This window comes from Aeromonas sp. 604443 (genome assembly GCF_049170315.1).
GTDB lineage: Bacteria > Pseudomonadota > Gammaproteobacteria > Enterobacterales > Aeromonadaceae > Aeromonas > Aeromonas veronii_A.
Window position 1 is genome coordinate 15,411 of the sequence record NZ_JAAKMI010000018.1, and the last position, 17,636, is coordinate 33,046.

At 60.2% G+C, this 17,636-nt stretch carries 18 protein-coding genes; 12 read left to right on the forward strand and 6 right to left on the reverse strand.

Translation table 11 applies throughout. The annotated features are described in order from the left end of the window. Nucleotides 1-241 precede the first annotated feature (241 nt). The 8 genes from G5380_RS18810 (at nt 242) to G5380_RS18845 (ending at nt 7,309) form a co-directional block, all read left to right on the forward strand. Nucleotides 242-862, forward strand: a complete 621-nt coding sequence (locus tag G5380_RS18810; protein ID WP_005349170.1) for a TetR/AcrR family transcriptional regulator — start codon at nt 242-244, stop codon at nt 860-862. Nucleotides 863-988: 126 nt separating this feature from the next. Continuing rightward, complete coding sequence (locus tag G5380_RS18815) at nt 989-1,492, forward strand: phosphatase PAP2 family protein (protein WP_042052499.1); 504 nt, start codon at nt 989-991, stop codon at nt 1,490-1,492. Beyond that, nucleotides 1,489-2,598, forward strand: coding sequence for an MJ1255/VC2487 family glycosyltransferase (locus G5380_RS18820; protein WP_421353009.1), 1,110 nt, complete (start codon nt 1,489-1,491; stop codon nt 2,596-2,598). Before G5380_RS18815 ends, G5380_RS18820 begins: the two co-directional genes overlap by 4 nt. 37 nt (nt 2,599-2,635) lie before the next feature. Beyond that, nucleotides 2,636-2,788: a hypothetical protein gene (locus G5380_RS18825; RefSeq protein WP_005341188.1), complete on the forward strand. Its 153-nt coding sequence runs from the start codon at nt 2,636-2,638 to the stop codon at nt 2,786-2,788. 390 nt (nt 2,789-3,178) lie between these two features. Further along, nucleotides 3,179-4,897 (forward strand): acetolactate synthase 3 large subunit, encoded by a 1,719-nt coding sequence (locus G5380_RS18830; protein WP_227341950.1) that lies wholly within the window; start codon nt 3,179-3,181, stop codon nt 4,895-4,897. Between the two features lie 91 nt (nt 4,898-4,988). After that, entirely contained in the window at nt 4,989-5,483 is a 495-nt protein-coding gene (gene ilvN, locus G5380_RS18835) for an acetolactate synthase small subunit (RefSeq protein WP_005311605.1), read from the forward strand. 104 nt (nt 5,484-5,587) lie between these two features. After that, nucleotides 5,588-6,214 carry a LysE family translocator gene (locus G5380_RS18840; RefSeq protein ID WP_421209970.1) on the forward strand — a complete coding sequence of 209 codons (627 nt, stop codon included), beginning with the start codon at nt 5,588-5,590 and terminating at the stop codon, nt 6,212-6,214. Between the two features lie 135 nt (nt 6,215-6,349). Then, on the forward strand, nt 6,350-7,309 hold the full coding sequence (locus G5380_RS18845; protein ID WP_421255710.1) for a LysR substrate-binding domain-containing protein: 960 nt from the start codon (nt 6,350-6,352) through the stop codon (nt 7,307-7,309). Nucleotides 7,310-7,513: 204 nt separating this feature from the next. Here the strand turns inward: G5380_RS18845 and G5380_RS18850 are convergent, their stop codons facing one another. From G5380_RS18850 to dusB, 6 genes are all read right to left on the reverse strand, one after another. Then, the gene (locus tag G5380_RS18850) at nt 7,514-8,698 is read right to left on the reverse strand and encodes a M20 metallopeptidase family protein (protein WP_421353010.1); all 1,185 of its coding nucleotides are present in this window, start codon (nt 8,696-8,698) and stop codon (nt 7,514-7,516) included. Then, entirely contained in the window at nt 8,698-9,147 is a 450-nt protein-coding gene (locus G5380_RS18855) for a hypothetical protein (protein ID WP_033114935.1), read from the reverse strand. The genes G5380_RS18850 and G5380_RS18855 overlap by 1 nt, the downstream gene beginning before the upstream one ends. Continuing rightward, the gene (locus G5380_RS18860) at nt 9,144-9,962 is read right to left on the reverse strand and encodes a DUF3100 domain-containing protein (protein ID WP_005358215.1); all 819 of its coding nucleotides are present in this window, start codon (nt 9,960-9,962) and stop codon (nt 9,144-9,146) included. Before G5380_RS18860 ends, G5380_RS18855 begins: the two co-directional genes overlap by 4 nt. A 258-nt stretch (nt 9,963-10,220) precedes the next feature. Continuing rightward, nucleotides 10,221-11,102: a DMT family transporter gene (locus G5380_RS18865; RefSeq protein WP_421209976.1), complete on the reverse strand. Its 882-nt coding sequence runs from the start codon at nt 11,100-11,102 to the stop codon at nt 10,221-10,223. A 112-nt stretch (nt 11,103-11,214) separates the two neighbouring features. Then, nucleotides 11,215-11,511, reverse strand: coding sequence for a DNA-binding transcriptional regulator Fis (fis, locus tag G5380_RS18870; RefSeq protein ID WP_005309538.1), 297 nt, complete (start codon nt 11,509-11,511; stop codon nt 11,215-11,217). Nucleotides 11,512-11,537: 26 nt separating this feature from the next. Beyond that, a complete protein-coding gene (gene dusB / locus G5380_RS18875; RefSeq protein ID WP_019445016.1) occupies nt 11,538-12,503 on the reverse strand; it encodes a tRNA dihydrouridine synthase DusB in 966 nt (321 codons plus the stop codon). A gap of 292 nt (nt 12,504-12,795) precedes the next feature. Between dusB and G5380_RS18880 the strand changes: the two genes are divergently transcribed. The 4 genes from G5380_RS18880 (at nt 12,796) to G5380_RS18895 (ending at nt 17,621) form a co-directional block, all read left to right on the forward strand. Further along, nucleotides 12,796-14,193 (forward strand): TolC family protein, encoded by a 1,398-nt coding sequence (locus G5380_RS18880; RefSeq protein ID WP_421353011.1) that lies wholly within the window; start codon nt 12,796-12,798, stop codon nt 14,191-14,193. 73 nt (nt 14,194-14,266) lie between these two features. Then, nucleotides 14,267-15,271, forward strand: coding sequence for an HlyD family secretion protein (locus G5380_RS18885; protein ID WP_421259519.1), 1,005 nt, complete (start codon nt 14,267-14,269; stop codon nt 15,269-15,271). Then, a complete protein-coding gene (locus G5380_RS18890) occupies nt 15,271-16,425 on the forward strand; it encodes an ABC transporter permease (RefSeq protein WP_421353012.1) in 1,155 nt (384 codons plus the stop codon). Before G5380_RS18885 ends, G5380_RS18890 begins: the two co-directional genes overlap by 1 nt. Continuing rightward, entirely contained in the window at nt 16,425-17,621 is a 1,197-nt protein-coding gene (locus tag G5380_RS18895) for an ABC transporter permease (protein ID WP_421353013.1), read from the forward strand. Before G5380_RS18890 ends, G5380_RS18895 begins: the two co-directional genes overlap by 1 nt. Nucleotides 17,622-17,636 lie beyond the last annotated feature (15 nt).

Consider the following 17,636-nt stretch of genomic DNA (forward strand, 5'->3'; position numbering starts at 1 on the left):
CGCATGACGTTGTTATTCCTTCCAGTCGATAACGCTTTTACCAATATCGAGATTTTTATGCTGTGTCAACACGGAAGGTCAGGGGCAATCTGCTGGCGTATTTAATCGGATTGTAAAGGATTGCAAATTTCCTTGTCCCATATTCGGCCCATGACCGATTATCTGGTCATTCCTGCTGTGCTCTATTCTCTGCACAACCAGATCGACTTATCAGCATTGGCTGAATTATCTGAGGTGTTAAATGGAAAAACGTAGACCTGGTCGTCCGGTCGGACGTTCTGACATTCGTGACAAGTTGCTTGCTGCCGCCCGTGAGCGTTTTCTCAATACTCCCTATAGCAAGGTAACTACACGCGAAATCGCGGAGCTTGCTGGCTCCAATCTGGCAATGATCCACTACTACTTTGGCAGTAAAGAGGGTCTTTACAAAGCGGTATTGGGCGATGTGGCCGAACCCCTCGACCATGCCTGGCAAGATGAACACAGCAATCACAGCCTCAACGAGCTGCTCAACACCTACTATCAGGTGATGGCGCCCAACAGCGAGCTGACCTCTGCCATCTCCAGCGCATTGTCGACCGAGAAGAGCCCGGGCCGGGATTTTGTGCTGAACCGTCTGCTGGAACGCCAGCTGCCGCAGTTCGATGCCCTGCTGGAAACCATGAAGTCCAACGGCGAGCTGGGTGACAACCTGGATCCCGACATGCTGAAGATCTCCTTCCTCAGCATGATGTGGCAGCCATTCGTGATGAAGGATCTCTACGAGCAGGTGTTTGGCCTGAAAGTGGATGAGCACTTCATGGCTCGTCTGGCGGACCACAACTGCCGTCTGATGGAGACCGGTCTGCGCGGCAGCCACTGATTTTGCCGCAACATCGAGATTAAAAAGGGCCATTCGGCCCTTTTTTCATAAATCTGTTATCCCTTGTTCAACGTAACGTCATCCCGCTTTCTTACTCTGCAAGCAGAATTCAGGGAAGGAGGGGATATGAACAAGATCCAGCAATGGGACCTTCAGGTGTGCCGGGTCTGCCTGCTTCACGGTTACAACCGGCAGCAGGCGAGGGTGAGTCGTCTCATTTCCCGCACCGGTGATGGCCCGCTTTACGCCGTGCTGGCCGCCTTGCTCTGGTGGCTGGGGGAGGCAGAGCGTGAACTGGTTCGACTGGCGCTGCTTGCCTTCGCCATCGAACTGCCCCTCTATCTGCTGCTGAAAAACAGCCTGAAACGGCAACGGCCAGTCGGTTTGCCGGTCTTTATCACCCCCTCCGATCGCTACAGCCTTCCCTCCGGCCATACCGCCGCAGCCTTTCTGATGGCCACCATACTGGCCACCGGTTTTCCGCTCTGGGCACCCCTGCTGTTTGGCTGGGCGGCACTGGTGGGGGCATCCCGGTTGCTGCTCGGGGTACACTACCTGAGCGATCTGGTAGCCGGTGCTCTGCTGGGGGGCGCTTGCGCCGTGCTGGCGCTCGGCTGGAGCCATTCATGAGGATACTGTTCGGGGTGCAGGGCACCGGCAACGGCCACATCAGTCGCAGTCGCACCCTGGCGCGGGCGCTGCGCACGGCAGGGGTCGAGGTGGATTATCTCTTTAGCGGCCGCTCCGCCGACTGCTACTTCGACATGGAGGAGTTTGGCGCCTACCGCGCCTTTCCCGGCCTCACTTTTGTCAGTCACGAGGGGCGAGTTTCTCCGTGGCGCACCCTGCAAGCCGCCTCGCCGCTCACCTTCTGGCGGGATCTGCGGTCTCTCGACTGCAGCGAATACGATCTGGTGGTGAGCGACTTTGAGCCGCTGACCGCCCACGCCGCCCGCCGCTATGGCAAGCCAAGCCTCACCGTCAGCCATCAGGCCAGCTTCAACTGGCCCATCCCGCGCTGGGGGGATAATGGGATCAGCCGTCAGCTGATGCGCCACTTTGCCCCAGTGGATCAGCCGCTCGGGCTGCACTGGTTTCACTTCGGCCACCCCTTGCTACCACCGGTGATCGACCCCATCGCCGCCGCGCCGGATAACGGCGAGATCCTGGTCTATCTGCCGTTCGAGCAGACCGAGGCGATCGCCGCCCTGTTGTCGCGCTTTGGTCAGCAGCGTTTCGTCTGCTTTCACCCCGCCATTCGCACCCCGAGCCAATGGCGCAACCTGCGCTTCGAACCACCATCGCGGCACGGGTTTATCGCCGTGTTGGCCGGTTGTCGCGGCGTCATCTCCAACGCGGGTTTCGAGCTGGCTTCCGAGGCGCTCACCCTTGGCAAGAAGCTGCTGGTCAAACCCCTCGGCGGCCAGTTCGAGCAGCTGACCAATGGCAAGACTCTGGAGATGATGGGGCTGGCGACCCTGATGGATGTGCTCGATGCCAATCTGGTGCGTACCTGGCTCGACAGCGCCTCGCCGGGGGCGGTTTGCTACCCCGATGTAGCGGGGGAGCTGGCCCGCTGGCTGGCGGCGGGCGCTGACGAGAGCGTAGCCTCTCTGTCACGGCGGCTCTGGGCACGCACCCTGTTTCCGGAGGAGGTGAGTGATCGCCTGAGCGAGCTGGATGGGGGCGACTGTTTATCCAGTTGCTGGTTATCGCAAGTGAGCGTTGTTGACTAGACTGAAAGGCGATCCCACCAAGGAGAGGACGGAGCAAATGCGCTTTACCAATGAAAACGGCGAAGTCATGAACCTGGCTGACAATCTCACCCTGCACGAGTTGCTCGATATGGGTGTCAGCATTTCGGTCAGTGAAGAGACAGATCCGGATCAGCAGATCTGGTTGGCGGAGCCGGATCAGGACAACTGAGTCATCATCCGGCATCAAGCCCACCGCTGAACGGTGGGCTTTTTTGTGGCTGTTTTCCCCCTCAGCGGAATGATCCGCTGGCCATTCCCCGACTTCCTTCCCTTTTGTCTCATGGTCGCTGCGGCAAGTCATTGAATGTTAATAGCCGGTTGAAATGTATGACTGTTCTGGTCAGATAAAGCCGTGGACAAGCGTTATGAAGCGGGTTAAGTTGGTTTTTCACCCTATTTTCGTGTGAATGACGGAAAAATCCTTTTTTTCTACTGTCGACGGGGCTGAATTGGACCGATCTGCATTCAGATAACAACAAGAAACGGATCGGGCTGTGCCGGGAAGCACGGCATCGTCGGCGGGATTCGCTAAACGGAGCAAAGCCTGGAGGGCTTTATCATGGAGATGTTATCAGGCGCCCAGATGGTGGTTAGAGCGCTGGAAGATCAGGGAGTTGAGCACGTCTTCGGCTACCCTGGTGGCTCAGTGCTCGACATCTATGACGCTCTCTTCGAAAACGGCAAGATGGAGCATGTCTTGGTGCGGCACGAGCAAGCCGCGGTTCACATGGCGGACGGTTACGCCCGTTCCACCGGCAAGGTGGGGACAGTGCTGGTAACGTCAGGCCCGGGAGCGACCAACTGCATTACCGGTATTGCCACCGCCTATATGGATTCCATTCCGCTGGTGATCCTCTCCGGCCAGGTGCCGACCAGCATGATCGGTGAGGATGCGTTCCAGGAGACCGACATGATCGGTATCTCCCGCCCGGTGGTGAAGCACAGCTTCCTGTGCAAGAAGGCGAGCGATATCCCTGAGGCCATCAAGAAGGCCTACTACATTGCCGCCAGCGGCCGCCCGGGGCCGGTGGTGGTGGATCTGCCCAAAGATGTGCAGAACCCGAAAGAAAAATTCCCCTACCAGTATCCCGAGACAGTCTCCCTGCGCTCCTACAACCCGACCAAGTCTGGTCATAAAGGGCAGATCAAGCGGGCTGCCAAGCTGCTGGTAGAAGCCCAGCGCCCGGTGATGTACGTGGGCGGCGGCGCTATCAACGCCAATGCGGACCATCTGGTGACCAAGCTGGCGGAGCTGCTGAACCTGCCGGTGACCACCACCCTGATGGGGCTGGGGGCTTTCTCCGGTGTCCATCCGCAATTTATCGGCATGCTGGGGATGCACGGCACCTTCGAAGCCAACAAGACCATGCACAACGCGGATCTCATCTTTGCCGTGGGTGCCCGCTTCGATGACCGCGTCACCAACAACGTGGCCAAGTTCTGCCCCAATGCGACCGTGGTCCATATCGATATCGACCCCACCTCCATCTCCAAGACGGTGCAGGCCCATGTGCCTATCGTCGGCTCGGTGGAAACCGTGCTGGAGCAGATGCTGGAAGTGATCCGCGAGTGTGGCTTCGATAACGACAAGGAGGCGCTGGCGGACTGGTGGAACCAGATCAATCAGTGGCGCTCCCGTCACTGTCTAGCCTACGAAAAATCGTCCACCCAGATCAAGCCGCAACAGGTGATCGAGACCCTCTACAAGGTGACTCAGGGTCAGGCGTTCGTTGCCTCCGACGTGGGCCAGCACCAGATGTTTGCTGCCCTCTACTACCCGTTTGCCAAACCGCGCCAGTGGATAAACTCGGGGGGCCTCGGCACTATGGGATTCGGCATTCCGGCCGCCATGGGGGCCCAGTTTGCCAACCCGGATGCGGTGGTCTGCTGCGTCACCGGCGACGGCTCGGTGCAGATGAATATTCAGGAGCTCTCTACCTGCATGCAGTACGGGGTGCCCATCAAGATCATCTCCATAAACAACCGTGCGCTGGGCATGGTCAAGCAGTGGCAGAAGATGTTCTACGGCGGCCGTCACAGCCACTCCTACATGGAGTCCCTGCCGGACTTCGTCAAACTGGCGGAAGCCTACGGCCACGTCGGCATCGCGGTGAGCGATCCGGCCGAGCTGGAGAGCGCCATGGAGAAGGCCTTCGCCATGAAGGATCGGCTGGTGTTCATGGATATCTCGGTCGACCCGGATGAGCACGTCTATCCGATGCAGATCAAGTTTGGCGCCATGGATGAGATGTGGCTGAGCAAGACGGAGAGAACCTGACGATGGAACATATTATTTCGGTCGTGCTCAAGGAGCTCAAGTTTGGTTCCATCAAGGACGAGATGTGGCTGAGCAAGGCGGGGGAAATATCATGAGGCATATCATTTCGGTACTGCTGGAGAACGAATCCGGCGCCCTGAGCCGCGTGGTGGGTCTCTTCTCCCAGCGCGGCTACAACATCGAGACCCTGACGGTGGCACCGACCGAGGATCCCACTCTGTCGCGCATGACCATAGTCACCATGGGTGACGAGCGGGTGCTGGAGCAGATCCAGAAGCAACTGCACAAGCTGGTGGATGTGCTCAAAGTGTGCGATTTGAGCGAAGGGGAGCATATCGAGCGGGAGATCGCGCTAGTCAAGGCGCGCGCCGCCGGTGGGGCCCGTGACGAGCTGAAACGGCTGGCGGATATCTTCCGTGGCCAGATCGTCGACGTCACCCCCGAGCAGTACACGGTGCAGCTGGTGGGCACCAGCGAGAAGCTGGATGCCTTTATCAAGACTGCCGCCCAGACCAACGAGATCATCGAAGTGGTGCGCTCCGGCGTCTGCGGTATCTCGCGGGCGGACAAGGCGCTGCGGCCTTGATGGCTGGCGGGACAGCTGATGACTCGTCAGCTGCCGCAGAGTGAAAGGAAAGAGGGCTCTGCGGAGCCCTCTTTGTTTGGTTTTTCTTTATGATGGGAGGGGTGATGTTCGGTATTCATGATCTTGCTCTGTTTATGGTCTCGGGGCTGCTGCTCAACATCATGCCGGGACCCGACTCCCTGCTGGTTATGCTGCGCAGCGGTTCGCAAGGGTGGCGTGCCGGTTCGGTCGCGACCCTTGGCATCGGCACTGGTGTCATGGTGCATGTGTTGGCGGCGGCCCTCGGTCTGTCGGCCCTGCTCAGTGCCTCGGCCGAGCTGTTTGCCCTTATCAAGCTGGCTGGCGCCATCTACCTGATCTATCTGGGGTTCTCCCTGCTGCGCCAGCAAGCAACGGGTTCCATGGAGAGAGGGCTCACCTTGCCCGCCCTATCCTATGGCCAGATTTACCGGCAGGGTGTGCTGACCAATGTGCTCAACCCCAAGGTCGCGCTCTTTTTCCTCGCCTTCGTGCCCCAGTTCATCGCACCGGATGCCCCCGACAAGGCGCTCGCCTTTATCCTGCTTGGTTGCATCTTCAACCTGGGCGGCATCATCTGGTGTCACTTGCTGGTCTTTACCACCGTCTATGCCAGCCACAGGGTACGGTTGTCACAGCGTCTTGGTCGCTGGCTCAACCGGGGCATTGGCACCCTGTTTGTCGGGCTAGGGATCAAGCTCGCCAGCGACTAGCTCGCTGCTTTCTGACCTGAGGCAGATTATCGTGCACCGCGCTGTGGTATGGTCGGCAGTCAGCTGCGGGGCCAGCCCCGCTCTCTCTTTTTCAGGTCAGCCCCACTGGCCGCAGCAGCGAGATCCCTTGCCCAGATGAACATCGCCCGGCTCAAGAACTTTACCGAGATTGTGAAGAACAACTTCAACATCTCGGCGACGGCGGAGAAGCTCTACACCTCCCAGCCAACCCTCAGCAAGCAGATGAAGATGCTGGAAGATGAGCTGGGGCTCGCCCTCTTTACCCGCAAGGGGAAGAATCTGGTCGGCTTGACCAGCGCAGGCGAGCAGGTGATGGAGCTGGCCAAGGGGGTGGTGGCACAGGTGGAGCAGATCAACCAGCTGTCGCTCGGGGAGCAGCTGGCCACCAGCGGGGTGCTGCGTATCGCCACCACCCACACCCAGGCGCGCTACAAGCTGCCAGCGGTGATCACCGAGTTCAGCCGTCGTTATCCCGATGTGGCGATCCAGCTCCATCAGGGGGCGCCTGCCCAACTGGCCCAGATGGTGCAAAGCGGCGATGTGGATATGGCGATCGCCACCGAGTCCATGTACCTGTTCGACGAGCTGGCCGCCGTCCCCTGTTATCGTTGGGGGCGCAGTGTGGTGGTGCCCCACGGTCATCCGCTGCTTGACTGCCAGCCGCTGTCGATGGCGGATCTGGCCCGCTATCCCCTCATCACCTATGTGTTCGGCTTTACCGGTCGCTCCAAGATGGACAAGGCCTTCAGCCGCCACGGCCTCTCGCCGAAAACCGTGCTGACCGCCACCGATACCGACGTGATCAAGCACTACGTCCGGCTCGGCATGGGGGTCGGGGTGATTGCAAGCGTGGCCTTTGACGAGGGGGACAGGGAGGATCTGGTGAGTCTCAATATCGACCACCTGATCGCCTCGAGCGCCACCCACATCTGCCTGCGCAAACATGCCCATTTGCGTGACTACATGTACGACTTTATCCACCTCTACGCCCCCCATATCAGCCGGGAGACGGTACAGCTGCACCTTATCAACCAGCCGCCCGCCGCCAATATGGCGGAGTTGCCGTGGCTCTAGCCGCGGGTTGTTTGTCGTACACAGAGCAAAAATACAGAAACAAAAAAGAGAGGCCTTGGCCTCTCTTCTGGTTTTATCGGTATGCGGGATTAAGCGCTGCGGGTCGCCAGATTGATAAAGATCTGGGCTCCGACCAGCAGGCAGTCGTCATCCAGGTAGTAGGGGATTTGACCTGATGCAGGTAGTTGCAAATCCCTTGGCCTGTCAGGCGCTTTTAGTCGTGGCCAGATTGATAAAGATCTGGGCTCCCACTAACAGGCAGTCGTCATCCAGATAGTAGGGATTCGCATGCAGATAGTTGCAGATCCCCTTGGCCTGACAGCCGCTGCCGAGGAAGAACATGGCTCCCTTGCGGCCACGGCAGGCGTTGACCATATAGCTGAAGTCTTCGCTGCCGGTCATCGGCTGACCCTGAGCGTTGATCCCCTCGGAGGGCAATACGTCGGCGGCCGCTTGCAGCAGGCGGGCGCAGGCATCGGCGTGGTTCTCGACCGCCGGATACCCGGCATAGACCATCTTGGTCTTGAAGCCGCGCAGTTCGCTCTGGGCCACGATCTCCTTGAAGCTGTTCTTCAGGATCTGGTCGGTCTCGGCATCCATGGCACGGATGGTACCGCGCGCCTGCACATGGTCAGCGATGGCATTGGGAATGGTGCCGCCGTTGATCATGCCGCAGCCAAACACCGCCGGGCTGAACGGGCTGGTGCGCTTGGCGACGATGTAGTCCATATCCTCGATGATCCGCACCGCTTCACGGATGGCATCCAGCCCTTTGTGGGGAGTGGAACCGTGGGCGGAGATGCCGTGCACATCCAGCGTCCAGGCGGAGCCCCAGGAGGACATGACACCGTGGTTGAACTTGATGGTGCCGGTCTCCATGGCGCCGTCGTTATGGAGGGCATAGACCTCGTCCACCCCCTTCATGCAGCCCAGTTCGACCATCTTCTCGGCGCCCGGAACCCGCATGTCCTCTTCCGCCATCTGGAAGATAAAGCGGACGTTGTACTGCAGGCGATCGCGGTTGGCAGCCAGAAACTTGGCCGCAGTCAGGGCGATTGCCATATGGGAGTCGTGACCGCAGTTGTGAGCCATCCCCTCGTGGGTTGACTTGAACGCAACGTCGCTCATGTCGTGCATCTCGAGGCCATCCATGTCGGCCCGGAAAGCGATGGTCGGCAGCACAGGATCAACCACCAGATCGCCGTGAAAACCGGTGAAGCCCGGGTAGTCGGTGAGGCGGTAGCCAAAGCCTGCCATCAGCTCGCGGCAGTAGGCCGAGGTCTTGAACTCGACGCCGGAGGCCTCCGGAATGGTGTGCAGATGGTGGCGCACTTCCTGACTGAAGTCGCGCAGGGCCAGCAGGGCCGGTTCAATGTGAATGTTGTTCATCAGATGATCCCTTGAATGGAGAAGCCGAGTTGGGCCACCAGCGAGGCGCCGAAGAAGCAGCAGGTGGAGACGATCATGAAGATCAGGATCACTTTCCAGGACATCTTCTTCAGCTCTTCCAGCTGACCGCCCACCGAGAGACCGGCAAAAGCCAGCAGCGGTACGCAGCAGGAGAGGAAGGAGATCTTGGCAACTGCGTCGATAAAGAGACCGCGCACCGGGGTCTCCGGCAGGCAGATGAGAATGCCGATGATGGTGGCATAGGCAAACGCCGGCAGGGAGGAGGGCAGATAGCGCTTGGCAATCAGCGAAGCGAACACCACCAGCGACATGGCGATGAAGCTGTCACCCATCAGCCAGAGCGGGGTGCCGGTGGTCAGGGTCTGGGTGAACATGGCCAGCAGGATCGCCAGAAAGACAAACCGCATATCCATTACGATGCTTTTCATGCTTTCTCTCCTTTGGCAGTCAGGGCATAGATTTTTTCAGCGAGCGGCAGACCCAGATAGGTGAGGGAGAGAGCGCCGAGGGCAGATGAGAGCAGGTTCGAGGCTGCCGCGATACTCAGCACCTGCTGAGCCAGCGCTTCGTCGAGACCGTTGATCAGGGCGCCGGAGGCGGCACTCAGCATGGAGCCTGAGCCCACACCGGAGCCTGCAGCCAGCGCCAGCGGGTGCAGACCGGTGAGCGGGGCGATACTGCCCAGCACGCTGAACCAGAGGGTGCCGATGACGGAGCCGCACAGGTAGATGGCCAGCACGCCGATGTACTCCTGAGAGCCGGTGCCGAACTTGCCCTGAATCACTGCGACGGAGGGCTCACGGCTGATGGAGGAGCAGGCCCCGATGGCGCGACGGCCAAAGCCGAACTTCACCGCCAGCGGGATGGCGATCAGGATCGGCAGCAGGTTGCCAATCTCCTGCAGGAACAGCGGCACGCCAACGCTCAGGATCATCTTCAGGTTGGGGATAATCATCCCCGCGTACTGGGTGCCCAGGATCAGCAGGCTGAAGCCCACCATCTTGCCGCAGAAGCCCTCTTCTTTCTCGGTGAAGAGACTCTTCCAGCCGGGGATGCGATCCTTGACCGGCTTGGCGGAGACAATCATGCCGATGATGACGGCAAAGAGCATCGGCAGGATCGGAATGATGGCGATGCCTATCTTGATCTCCTGTTTGCCTATCAGGTACTGGGCCACAAAGATCAGCATGGCGGTTGCCAATATGCTGACCGTGACCGTCTTGAGGGGGCTGGTTTGCTGCATAGTCTTTTCTCTTGTTATTCCCATGTGTGGCCATCGTCAGGGTTGTCCAGACCGATGATGGGGGCATCATAGGGAGCGAAGAGGGGCAGGAATGTGACCTTCATCAAGCTGGCCATATGGCATTTTTTCATGGGGTATGCCCTTTAACCCTCTGGATACCAAGGGTTAAATGTCGTTAACAGAACGTCAGCATTGGCTGGACAAGATACGCAAACAGGAGGGAAATGGTGACACCGCCCAGCAGGGCGGTGACGCGTATCAGACGGGCGTTTTGAGGCGGGCACTGCGCAGCAGCAGGGGCAGTTGGTAGAGCACCAGGGCGCCGAGCACCAGTCCGGCTCCGGCCAGTTTGGCGCCGCCGAGGGGTTCGCTATAGAAGAGGGTGCTCAGGATCAGCGTCCAGACCGGTTCCAGCAGCATCATCAGGGCTGCGTGAGCGGTAGTCATCTTGCTCAGTGCATGGGTGAGCAGCCAGTAGCGCAATGTGGTGGCGATCAAGACGCTCGCCGCAAACCAGCCCCAGATGCCGTGGCTGACTCCAGCCTCGGGCCACTGCTCGGTCAGCAGGGAGAGCAGGGTGCCGAGCAGGCCGGTCATCGCCAGCTGGATACAGGTGAGCCAGGTCGGTGCAATGGATTGGGCGAAGTGGCGATGGACGGCAAGCTGGATGCCGAGGGTGGTGGCCGCCGCCAGAAACCAGAACAGCGAGAGCGACACGCCCCAGTGGGTACTGCTGGAGAGCAGCAGCAAACCGGCGATGGCGATGGGCAGGGTGAGCCAGTAGTGGCGGCTGGGCTTGGCCCGAAAGGCTCCCCATGCGGCCAGCGGGGCCATCAGGGTGGCGACGCTCATGATAAATGCGCCGCTGCCCAGCGCATCGCTCTGGCTGATGGCGGTGACCCACAGCAGCAGGCTGGCACCGAGCAATGTGCCGCAACCGGCAGCGCGCACCAGCTGGGCGCGGGTCGGCGGCGGTTCACGCAGCCAGGCGAGTGGGAGCAACAGCAGCGCCGCCAGCAGGAAGCGGCTGCCGATAAAGGCGGCAGGGGGCAGTTCGCGGATCGCCTCTTTCGAGAAGAGCCAGCCAGCGGCGGCCAGCAGGGTGACCAGTACCATCAGCAGCAGGGGAGTGCGGTTCATCGGGGTCGTCATGGTGAAATGGAGGGGAGAGCATAAAGGAAAGGCGCCAGGTATTGCTACCTGACGCCTTTCGCATCTGCCTTGAACCGCCGTCGCGGCTCGCGGCCAGCAATCAGTTCATGCCGTAACGCTTGAGCTTCTTGCGCAGGGTGCCACGGTTGATACCCATCATCACGGCAGCGCGAGTCTGGTTACCACGGGTGTACTGCATGATCACGTCCAGCATCGGCGCTTCGACTTCGGAGAGAACCATATCGTACAGATCAATCACTTCCTGACCGTTCAACTGGGCCAGGTAGTTACGCAGGGCCTGTTGCACAGAGTCACGCAGGGGGCGCTGGGTCGGCTCGGCAGCGTGATTGTGAGTAGTTGTTACCAATGCATCAGAAGTCAGGGTTTGTTCGAACATATTCGGTCGGCTCTTTAGTTATCTTGTTAACCTAATCCATCGAAATACGCTTCGAGTGCCTCAAGTTGCGCGTCTGCGCAATCCAGGGCATTGAAGTGCTTACGGAATTCTCGGCCCGTCTCTTCTTCATCCAGATACCAGCCCACGTGTTTACGGGCTATGCGCGCTCCCAGATATGCACCATAAAACCGGTGCAGGTTGGTTACATGCTCGTTCATCAGGGTGCGAACCTCTTCCCTCTCGGGAGGCGGCAGCTTGGTGCCCGTCTCAAGAAAATGACGGATTTCCCGGAAAATCCAGGGTCGTCCTTGCGCAGCTCGGCCGATCATCACGGCGTCAACACCGGTATAGTCGAGGACATACCGGGCTTTCTCCGGGCTGTTGATGTCACCATTGGCGACAACAGGAATCGATACGGCCTGCTTAATCGCCCTGATCGTGTCGTACTCCGCTTCGCCCTTGTAGAGGCAGGCACGGGTACGACCATGCACGGCAAGGGCCGCGATACCGCAATCTTCGGCGATTCGGGCGATCTCCACGCCATTGCGGTTATCCGGATCCCATCCTGTGCGGATCTTCAAGGTGACAGGCACCTCCACTGCATCAACCACGGCCCGGCAAATTGCTTTGACCTGATCGGGGGCTCGCAGCAGGGCAGAACCTGCCAACTTCTTATTCACTTTTTTTGCCGGACATCCCATGTTGATGTCGACGATCTGTGCGCCCTGCTCCACGTTGTAGCGGGCAGCAAACGCCATCATCTCGGGGTCGGCTCCGGCAATCTGGACCGAACGCAATCCGCCTTCTGCAGAGTGATCCATCCTCATCCGGGTTTTCTGGGTATCCCAGACATCCGGGTTGGCCAGCAGCATCTCGGAAACGGCCATGCCAGCCCCCAATCGCAAACAAAGTTCACGGAATGGTCGGTCAGTTACACCGGCCATGGGAGCCACAATCAAGGGAGTTTCAAGCGTGTGGGGACCTATCTGCATTCCACGGTTACCATCGGCTTAGGGCGGCGTATATTACGCATTTTTTAGGCAGGAGAAAAGGTTAGTATTTGAGCGTCAGCCATTTTTTTCTGAAAAAAACGTCGCGCCAAGGCTTGCAAATTCTGGAGTTATTGAAAAACGGCCAGATTGCCGGAGAGTGAGCGCTGTACCATTCGGGTCGGACGCCTGCATAATTGTCAGTCCACTTGCAGGCCCGCTTTGCGTTATGATAGCGGGCTTAAGTCGAGCAAATGCTCCAAACATTTATGCAACAAAAGCGGATTGGGGATCTATGACGTCAAGGTTCATTAAATCACTCTGGCCGTGTCTGATGGGAGCCGTGCTGGGGTCGGCGCATGCGCAAACCATCAGTTTCGGCGAAGCCTGGACCCGGGTCATCCAGCAGGATGAAGGGCTGGCTGCCGAGCAGGCCGGGGTCGATCGGGCCAAGCAGCTGCGCGAGGCGGCCAAGGATATGTATCTGCCCAAGGTGGATCTGGGGGCCAGCTATACCCATCTTGATCAGCCGATTGAACTTGATGCCCTCGATCTCAATCCGCTGGCCAAGCAGAAAGATCTGATCCTGGCGCTCGGCAGCCTGTTCGGGGTCGGGGCCAACGCATTTGTCACCCCCCTGACCAAACAGAATGTGGTGACCAGCTCGGTCAAGATGCTCTGGCCGTTGTTTGCCGGTGGTCGCATCGATGCGGCGCAGGATATCCGCCAGGCGCAGGTGAGCGAGGCGCAGCAGCTGCTGGTGCTCAAGCAGCAATCCACCTTCGAGAGCCTCTCCCAGACCTATTTCGGCGTGGTGCTGGCTGCTCAGGTGGTGCAGACCAAACAGGAGATCGAAGAGGGGCTGGCCCACCATCTGGATCACGCCAAGAAGCTCGAAGCGCAGGGGCAGATAGCCAGGGTGGAGCGCCTCTCCGCCCAGTCGGCCTATGATCGGGCCCGCATCGATACCCAGAAGGCGCGCCGCAGCCTCGAGATCGCCGAGCTGGCCCTTGGCCGCATGCTGAAGTTGCCAAATGCCCAGCCGGGCAGCGGCCTGTTCGTCAACAAGGAGCTGCCGCGCCTTGAGGGGTTGGTGAGTCAGACCCTGGAGGTGCACCCCGGTCTCAAGCTGCTCAGTGCCAAGAAGGAGCAGGCCAAGGGGCTGATCCGGGTCGAGCAGGGCAAATATGCCCCCGAGGTGTTCCTGTTCGGTAACTACAACCTCTATGAAGATGATTCGCTCGCCTCCAAGACAGCGCCGGACTGGCTGGTGGGGGTGGGTGTCAGCATGCCGCTGGTGAGCCGCGATGGCCGCTCCGAGACGGTGCAGGCCGCCAAGAGTGCTGAGTTGCAGGTCAATCTTCTGCAGGCAAAGACCCGCAAGGATCTGGAGTTGCTCGTTGAGAAGACCTGGCGCGAAGCAGCGCAGGGGCTGGAGGAGTATCAATCCCTCTCTTCCACCCAGGCGTTGGCAGAGGAGAACGTGCTACTGCGGGACAAGGCCTTCGGGCAGGGACTCTCTACCTCCCTTGATGTGGTAGATGCCCAAAACCAGCTGGCGGGGGTGAAGACTCAGCGCGCGGCGGCGGCCTATCAATATGTGGTGTCGCTGGCCCGCCTGCTGGCGCTCTCCGGCCAGATGAACAGTTTCAATCAATATCAGCATGGTCAGGTGATCGAGGTGAACTCATGATCCCGGTCCTGTCTGTCCCTTTTTTCATGTCTTTTCCGACCGTCAAGGGTCGCCCGTTTGTCGAGGTGAAGTGATGAGCCATCCCCCCATCAAAAAGAAGATGAGCCAGGGTAAACCGCTGTTGTTGCCGCTGGCGCTGGTGATCCTGGTGGTGTGGCTCGGCTGGCGCTTCTGGCTGGCCTATCAGCCGGAGCCGGTGCATCTGCAAGGGCAGATTGAAGCGCAGCAATATTCGGTCTCCTCCAAGGTGCCGGGTCGCATCGACGAAGTGCTGGTTAAAAAGGGTGATCAGCTGACCAAGGATCAGCTGGTCTTTACCCTGGCGAGCCCCGAGATCGAAGCCAAGCTGAGCCAGGCCAAGGCCGGTGAGGCCGCTGCGGGCGCCATGGCGCAAGAGGCGGAGAAGGGGGCCCGAGCCCAGCAGATCGCCGCTGCCAAGGATCAGTGGCAAAAAGCCAAGGCTGCCGCCCAGCTGCGTGGCAAGACCTATGAGCGGGTTGCCAGTCTGCACCGTGATGGCGTAATGCCCCTGCAAAAACGCGACGAGGCGTGGACCGCCTGGCAAGCTGCACGCTACAGCGAAGGGATGGCGTGGCAACAGTACCAGATGGCGTTGGAAGGGGCGCGGGAAGAGACCAAGATCGCCGCTCGCGAGAAGGCCAAGATGGCGGCGGGTTCTGTTGCCGAGGTTGAGGCCTATCTGGCCGACACCCGCATCACCAGCCCCCACAATGGTGAAGTGAGTCAGGTGTTGTTGCGCAGCGGCGAGCTGGCGCCGCAAGGCTTCCCCGTGGTGACTCTGCTCGATATGAACGATGCCTGGGCCCAGTTCCACGTTCGCGAGGATCTGCTGCCCCGCTTCCCGGTCGGTACCGAGTTCGATGCCCGCATCCCGGGCCTTGGCGATCAGACCGTGCGCTTCAAGGTGACCCATGTGGCCGTGATGGGGGATTTCGCTACCTGGCGTGCCACCGATACCCGTCAAGGTTTCGACATGAAGAGCTTCCAGGTGGAGGCTCGCCCGCTGCAACCAGTTGAGGGGCTGCGGGTTGGCATGAGTGTGCTGGTTGAACTCTGATGAGACGTGAATTTCGGCTGCTTTGGCAGGATCCGTTCAGCCGTGCCCTGATGAGCTGGGTGCCGCTGCTGCTGATGGGGATCCTCTGCTGGATCTTCTCGGCAGGGCTGGCCCGCGACCTCAAGGTAGGGCTGGTGGATCTCGACCACAGCGTGCTGTCGCGCCAGCTCGCCTTCTCGCTGAATGGCTCGGCCGGGCTCAAGGTGGCGCAACAGTTTGACTCCATCGATGCCGGTGCCCGAGCCCTGCGCGGTGGCGACATCTATGCGCTGGTGGTGATCCCCAACCATCTGGAGCGGGATGCCCGTCAGGGCACCCAGCCGCAGGTGACGGTGTTCAACAACGGCCAGTTCATCCTGATCGCCAAGCTGGTCAACTCGGCGCTGGCGCAGGTGGTAGGTACCCTCAATGGTCAGGTGGGCGTGCTGGAGGCGATGGCCGATGGCAAGGCACTGCCCGGCGCGCTCGGGCAGTCGGTGCCTATCAGCAGTCAGGTCACTGCGCTCTATAACCTCAACTCCAGCTATGCCCAGTTTCTGCTGAGTGCCATTCTGCCCGCGGTGTGGCAGATCCTGGTGGTGCTGTTCGGCCTCAATGCGCTGGCCCGTACCGATCGGCTGGGGCTGGACTGGACCACTCGCGGTGTCTGGTTTGGTCTCTGGCGCACCCTGTTGCCCCATGTGCTGATTGGCTGGGGTTGGGGGATAGTCTGGACGCTGCTGCTGTTCAAGGGCTTCTCCTACCCCATGCACGGTAGCTGGCTGGTATTGCTGGTGGGGCTGGGGCTGGCCTCGGCCGCCTGCGTCACCATGGGGGCCTTCTTTTACGGTATCATCCGGGATCCGGCCCGCGCCCTGTCGCTGGCGGGGGCTTACACTGCGCCCGGTTTCGCCTTTATGGGAGTCACCTTTCCGGTGAGTGCCATGGGGGATTTCGCCCGCTTCTGGCGCAGCCTGTTGCCGGTCTCTCATTATGTCGAGCTGCAGATTGGTCAGAGCAACTACGGTCTGCCCGTCGCATCGGCGTTGCCGCAACTGGGGGCGCTGCTGCTGTTCCTGCTCCCCCTGCTGCTGGTGGTACGCCGTTACAAGCAGCAGGCCGAGCTGGCCCGTCAATCTACCGCAGTGGCCGTCGCCGAGAAGGAACCTGAGTGATGTTGGGATTTGTCGATCTGTTGCGCCTAGAGCTGCGCACCCTGCTGGCGGATCGCGCCATCATGCTCACCCTGTTTGGCGGGGTGATCTTCTACTCGTTTCTCTATCCCCAGCCCTATCTGCATCAGCTGCCGCGGGAAGAGGCGGTGGTGGTGGTCAACGAGGATGGCAGTCAGTTGTCCCGTCAGCTGGAGTTTATGGCCGATGCCACGCCGCAGGTGAAGCTGGTGGCGCGGGCCAATTCGCTGGCCGAGGCGCGCCAGCTGATGATGGCCGGGAAGGCGAGCGGGATCCTGCATATCCCCAACCACTTCTATCGGGACCTGATGTTGGGCAAGAGCGTCACCCTGAGCTATGCCGGTGATGCCTCCTACTTTCTGGTCTACGGCACCATTGCCGAAGGACTGGCGCAGGCCGGTGGCACTCTCGCCGCCCAGGTGAAGGTAGCGCGGCTGCTGAGCCACGGCGAGGCGCTGCCACAAGCGGCCATGGGCTGGAATGCGGTGGCCCTCAACGTGGTACCGGTGTTCAACCCCACCATGGGCTATGTGAATTACGTGGTGCCGGCGGTGTTCGTGCTGATCCTCCATCAGGTGTTGCTGATGGGGGCGGGGATCCTGGGGGCGACCCAGAACCAGCGCAGTTGCCGCGGCGAGCATGGTTACTGGCAAAGCGCGCCGGTGTTGCCGCTGCTGCTGGCCAGAACCCTGGTGCTGGCGGGGTTGTTCCTGCTGCCGGTGAGCTACTTCCTCGGCTTCTGCTTCGATCACTACAACATCGCTCGCCATGCTGACCCTGTGCAGCTTTGGCTGTTCGCCCTGCCATTCCTGCTGGCGACCTGCTGGTTTGGCGTGGTGCTCGGCGCGATATTTACCCGGCGGGATCTGCCGACTCAGGTGGTGCTGATCTCCTCCCTGCCGCTGGTTTTTCTGGCGGGCTTTATCTGGCCGCTCGAGCTGATCCCGGCGCCTCTCAACTGGCTGGCTCAGTGGGTGCCCACTATCCCCGCCATCGAGGGTTTTCTGCGCCTTAACCAGATGGGGGCCGACTTTGCGCAGGTTTCCCGTTACTGGTGGCAGCTGTGGGGTCTGGCGCTGCTCTACGGCGTGCTGGCCTGCCTGCTGCTGCGCCAGCGGCAGCAGTCACTGCCGGTGGCCAGTCAGCCGGTCGTACAGAGTGAGACGACCGCCGGTTAAGCGGGATAGGGCAAG

Bases quoted from the DNA above. Each gene is read 5' to 3' on its own strand.
- G5380_RS18840 (WP_421209970.1), top strand. From the start codon at position 5,588: ATGTTCGGTATTCATGATCTTGCTCTGTTTATGGTCTCGGGGCTGCTG.
- G5380_RS18830 (WP_227341950.1), top strand. From the start codon at position 3,179: ATGGAGATGTTATCAGGCGCCCAGATGGTGGTTAGAGCGCTGGAAGAT.
- G5380_RS18890 (WP_421353012.1), top strand. From the start codon at position 15,271: ATGAGACGTGAATTTCGGCTGCTTTGGCAGGATCCGTTCAGCCGTGCC.
- G5380_RS18895 (WP_421353013.1), top strand. From the start codon at position 16,425: ATGTTGGGATTTGTCGATCTGTTGCGCCTAGAGCTGCGCACCCTGCTG.
- G5380_RS18810 (WP_005349170.1), top strand. From the start codon at position 242: ATGGAAAAACGTAGACCTGGTCGTCCGGTCGGACGTTCTGACATTCGT.
- dusB (WP_019445016.1), bottom strand. From the start codon at position 12,503: ATGCAGATAGGTCCCCACACGCTTGAAACTCCCTTGATTGTGGCTCCC.
- G5380_RS18845 (WP_421255710.1), top strand. From the start codon at position 6,350: ATGAACATCGCCCGGCTCAAGAACTTTACCGAGATTGTGAAGAACAAC.
- G5380_RS18820 (WP_421353009.1), top strand. From the start codon at position 1,489: ATGAGGATACTGTTCGGGGTGCAGGGCACCGGCAACGGCCACATCAGT.
- fis (WP_005309538.1), bottom strand. From the start codon at position 11,511: ATGTTCGAACAAACCCTGACTTCTGATGCATTGGTAACAACTACTCAC.
- G5380_RS18815 (WP_042052499.1), top strand. From the start codon at position 989: ATGAACAAGATCCAGCAATGGGACCTTCAGGTGTGCCGGGTCTGCCTG.
- G5380_RS18885 (WP_421259519.1), top strand. From the start codon at position 14,267: ATGAGCCATCCCCCCATCAAAAAGAAGATGAGCCAGGGTAAACCGCTG.
- G5380_RS18850 (WP_421353010.1), bottom strand. From the start codon at position 8,698: ATGAACAACATTCACATTGAACCGGCCCTGCTGGCCCTGCGCGACTTC.
- G5380_RS18880 (WP_421353011.1), top strand. From the start codon at position 12,796: ATGACGTCAAGGTTCATTAAATCACTCTGGCCGTGTCTGATGGGAGCC.
- G5380_RS18860 (WP_005358215.1), bottom strand. From the start codon at position 9,962: ATGCAGCAAACCAGCCCCCTCAAGACGGTCACGGTCAGCATATTGGCA.
- G5380_RS18865 (WP_421209976.1), bottom strand. From the start codon at position 11,102: ATGAACCGCACTCCCCTGCTGCTGATGGTACTGGTCACCCTGCTGGCC.
- G5380_RS18825 (WP_005341188.1), top strand. From the start codon at position 2,636: ATGCGCTTTACCAATGAAAACGGCGAAGTCATGAACCTGGCTGACAAT.
- ilvN (WP_005311605.1), top strand. From the start codon at position 4,989: ATGAGGCATATCATTTCGGTACTGCTGGAGAACGAATCCGGCGCCCTG.
- G5380_RS18855 (WP_033114935.1), bottom strand. From the start codon at position 9,147: ATGAAAAGCATCGTAATGGATATGCGGTTTGTCTTTCTGGCGATCCTG.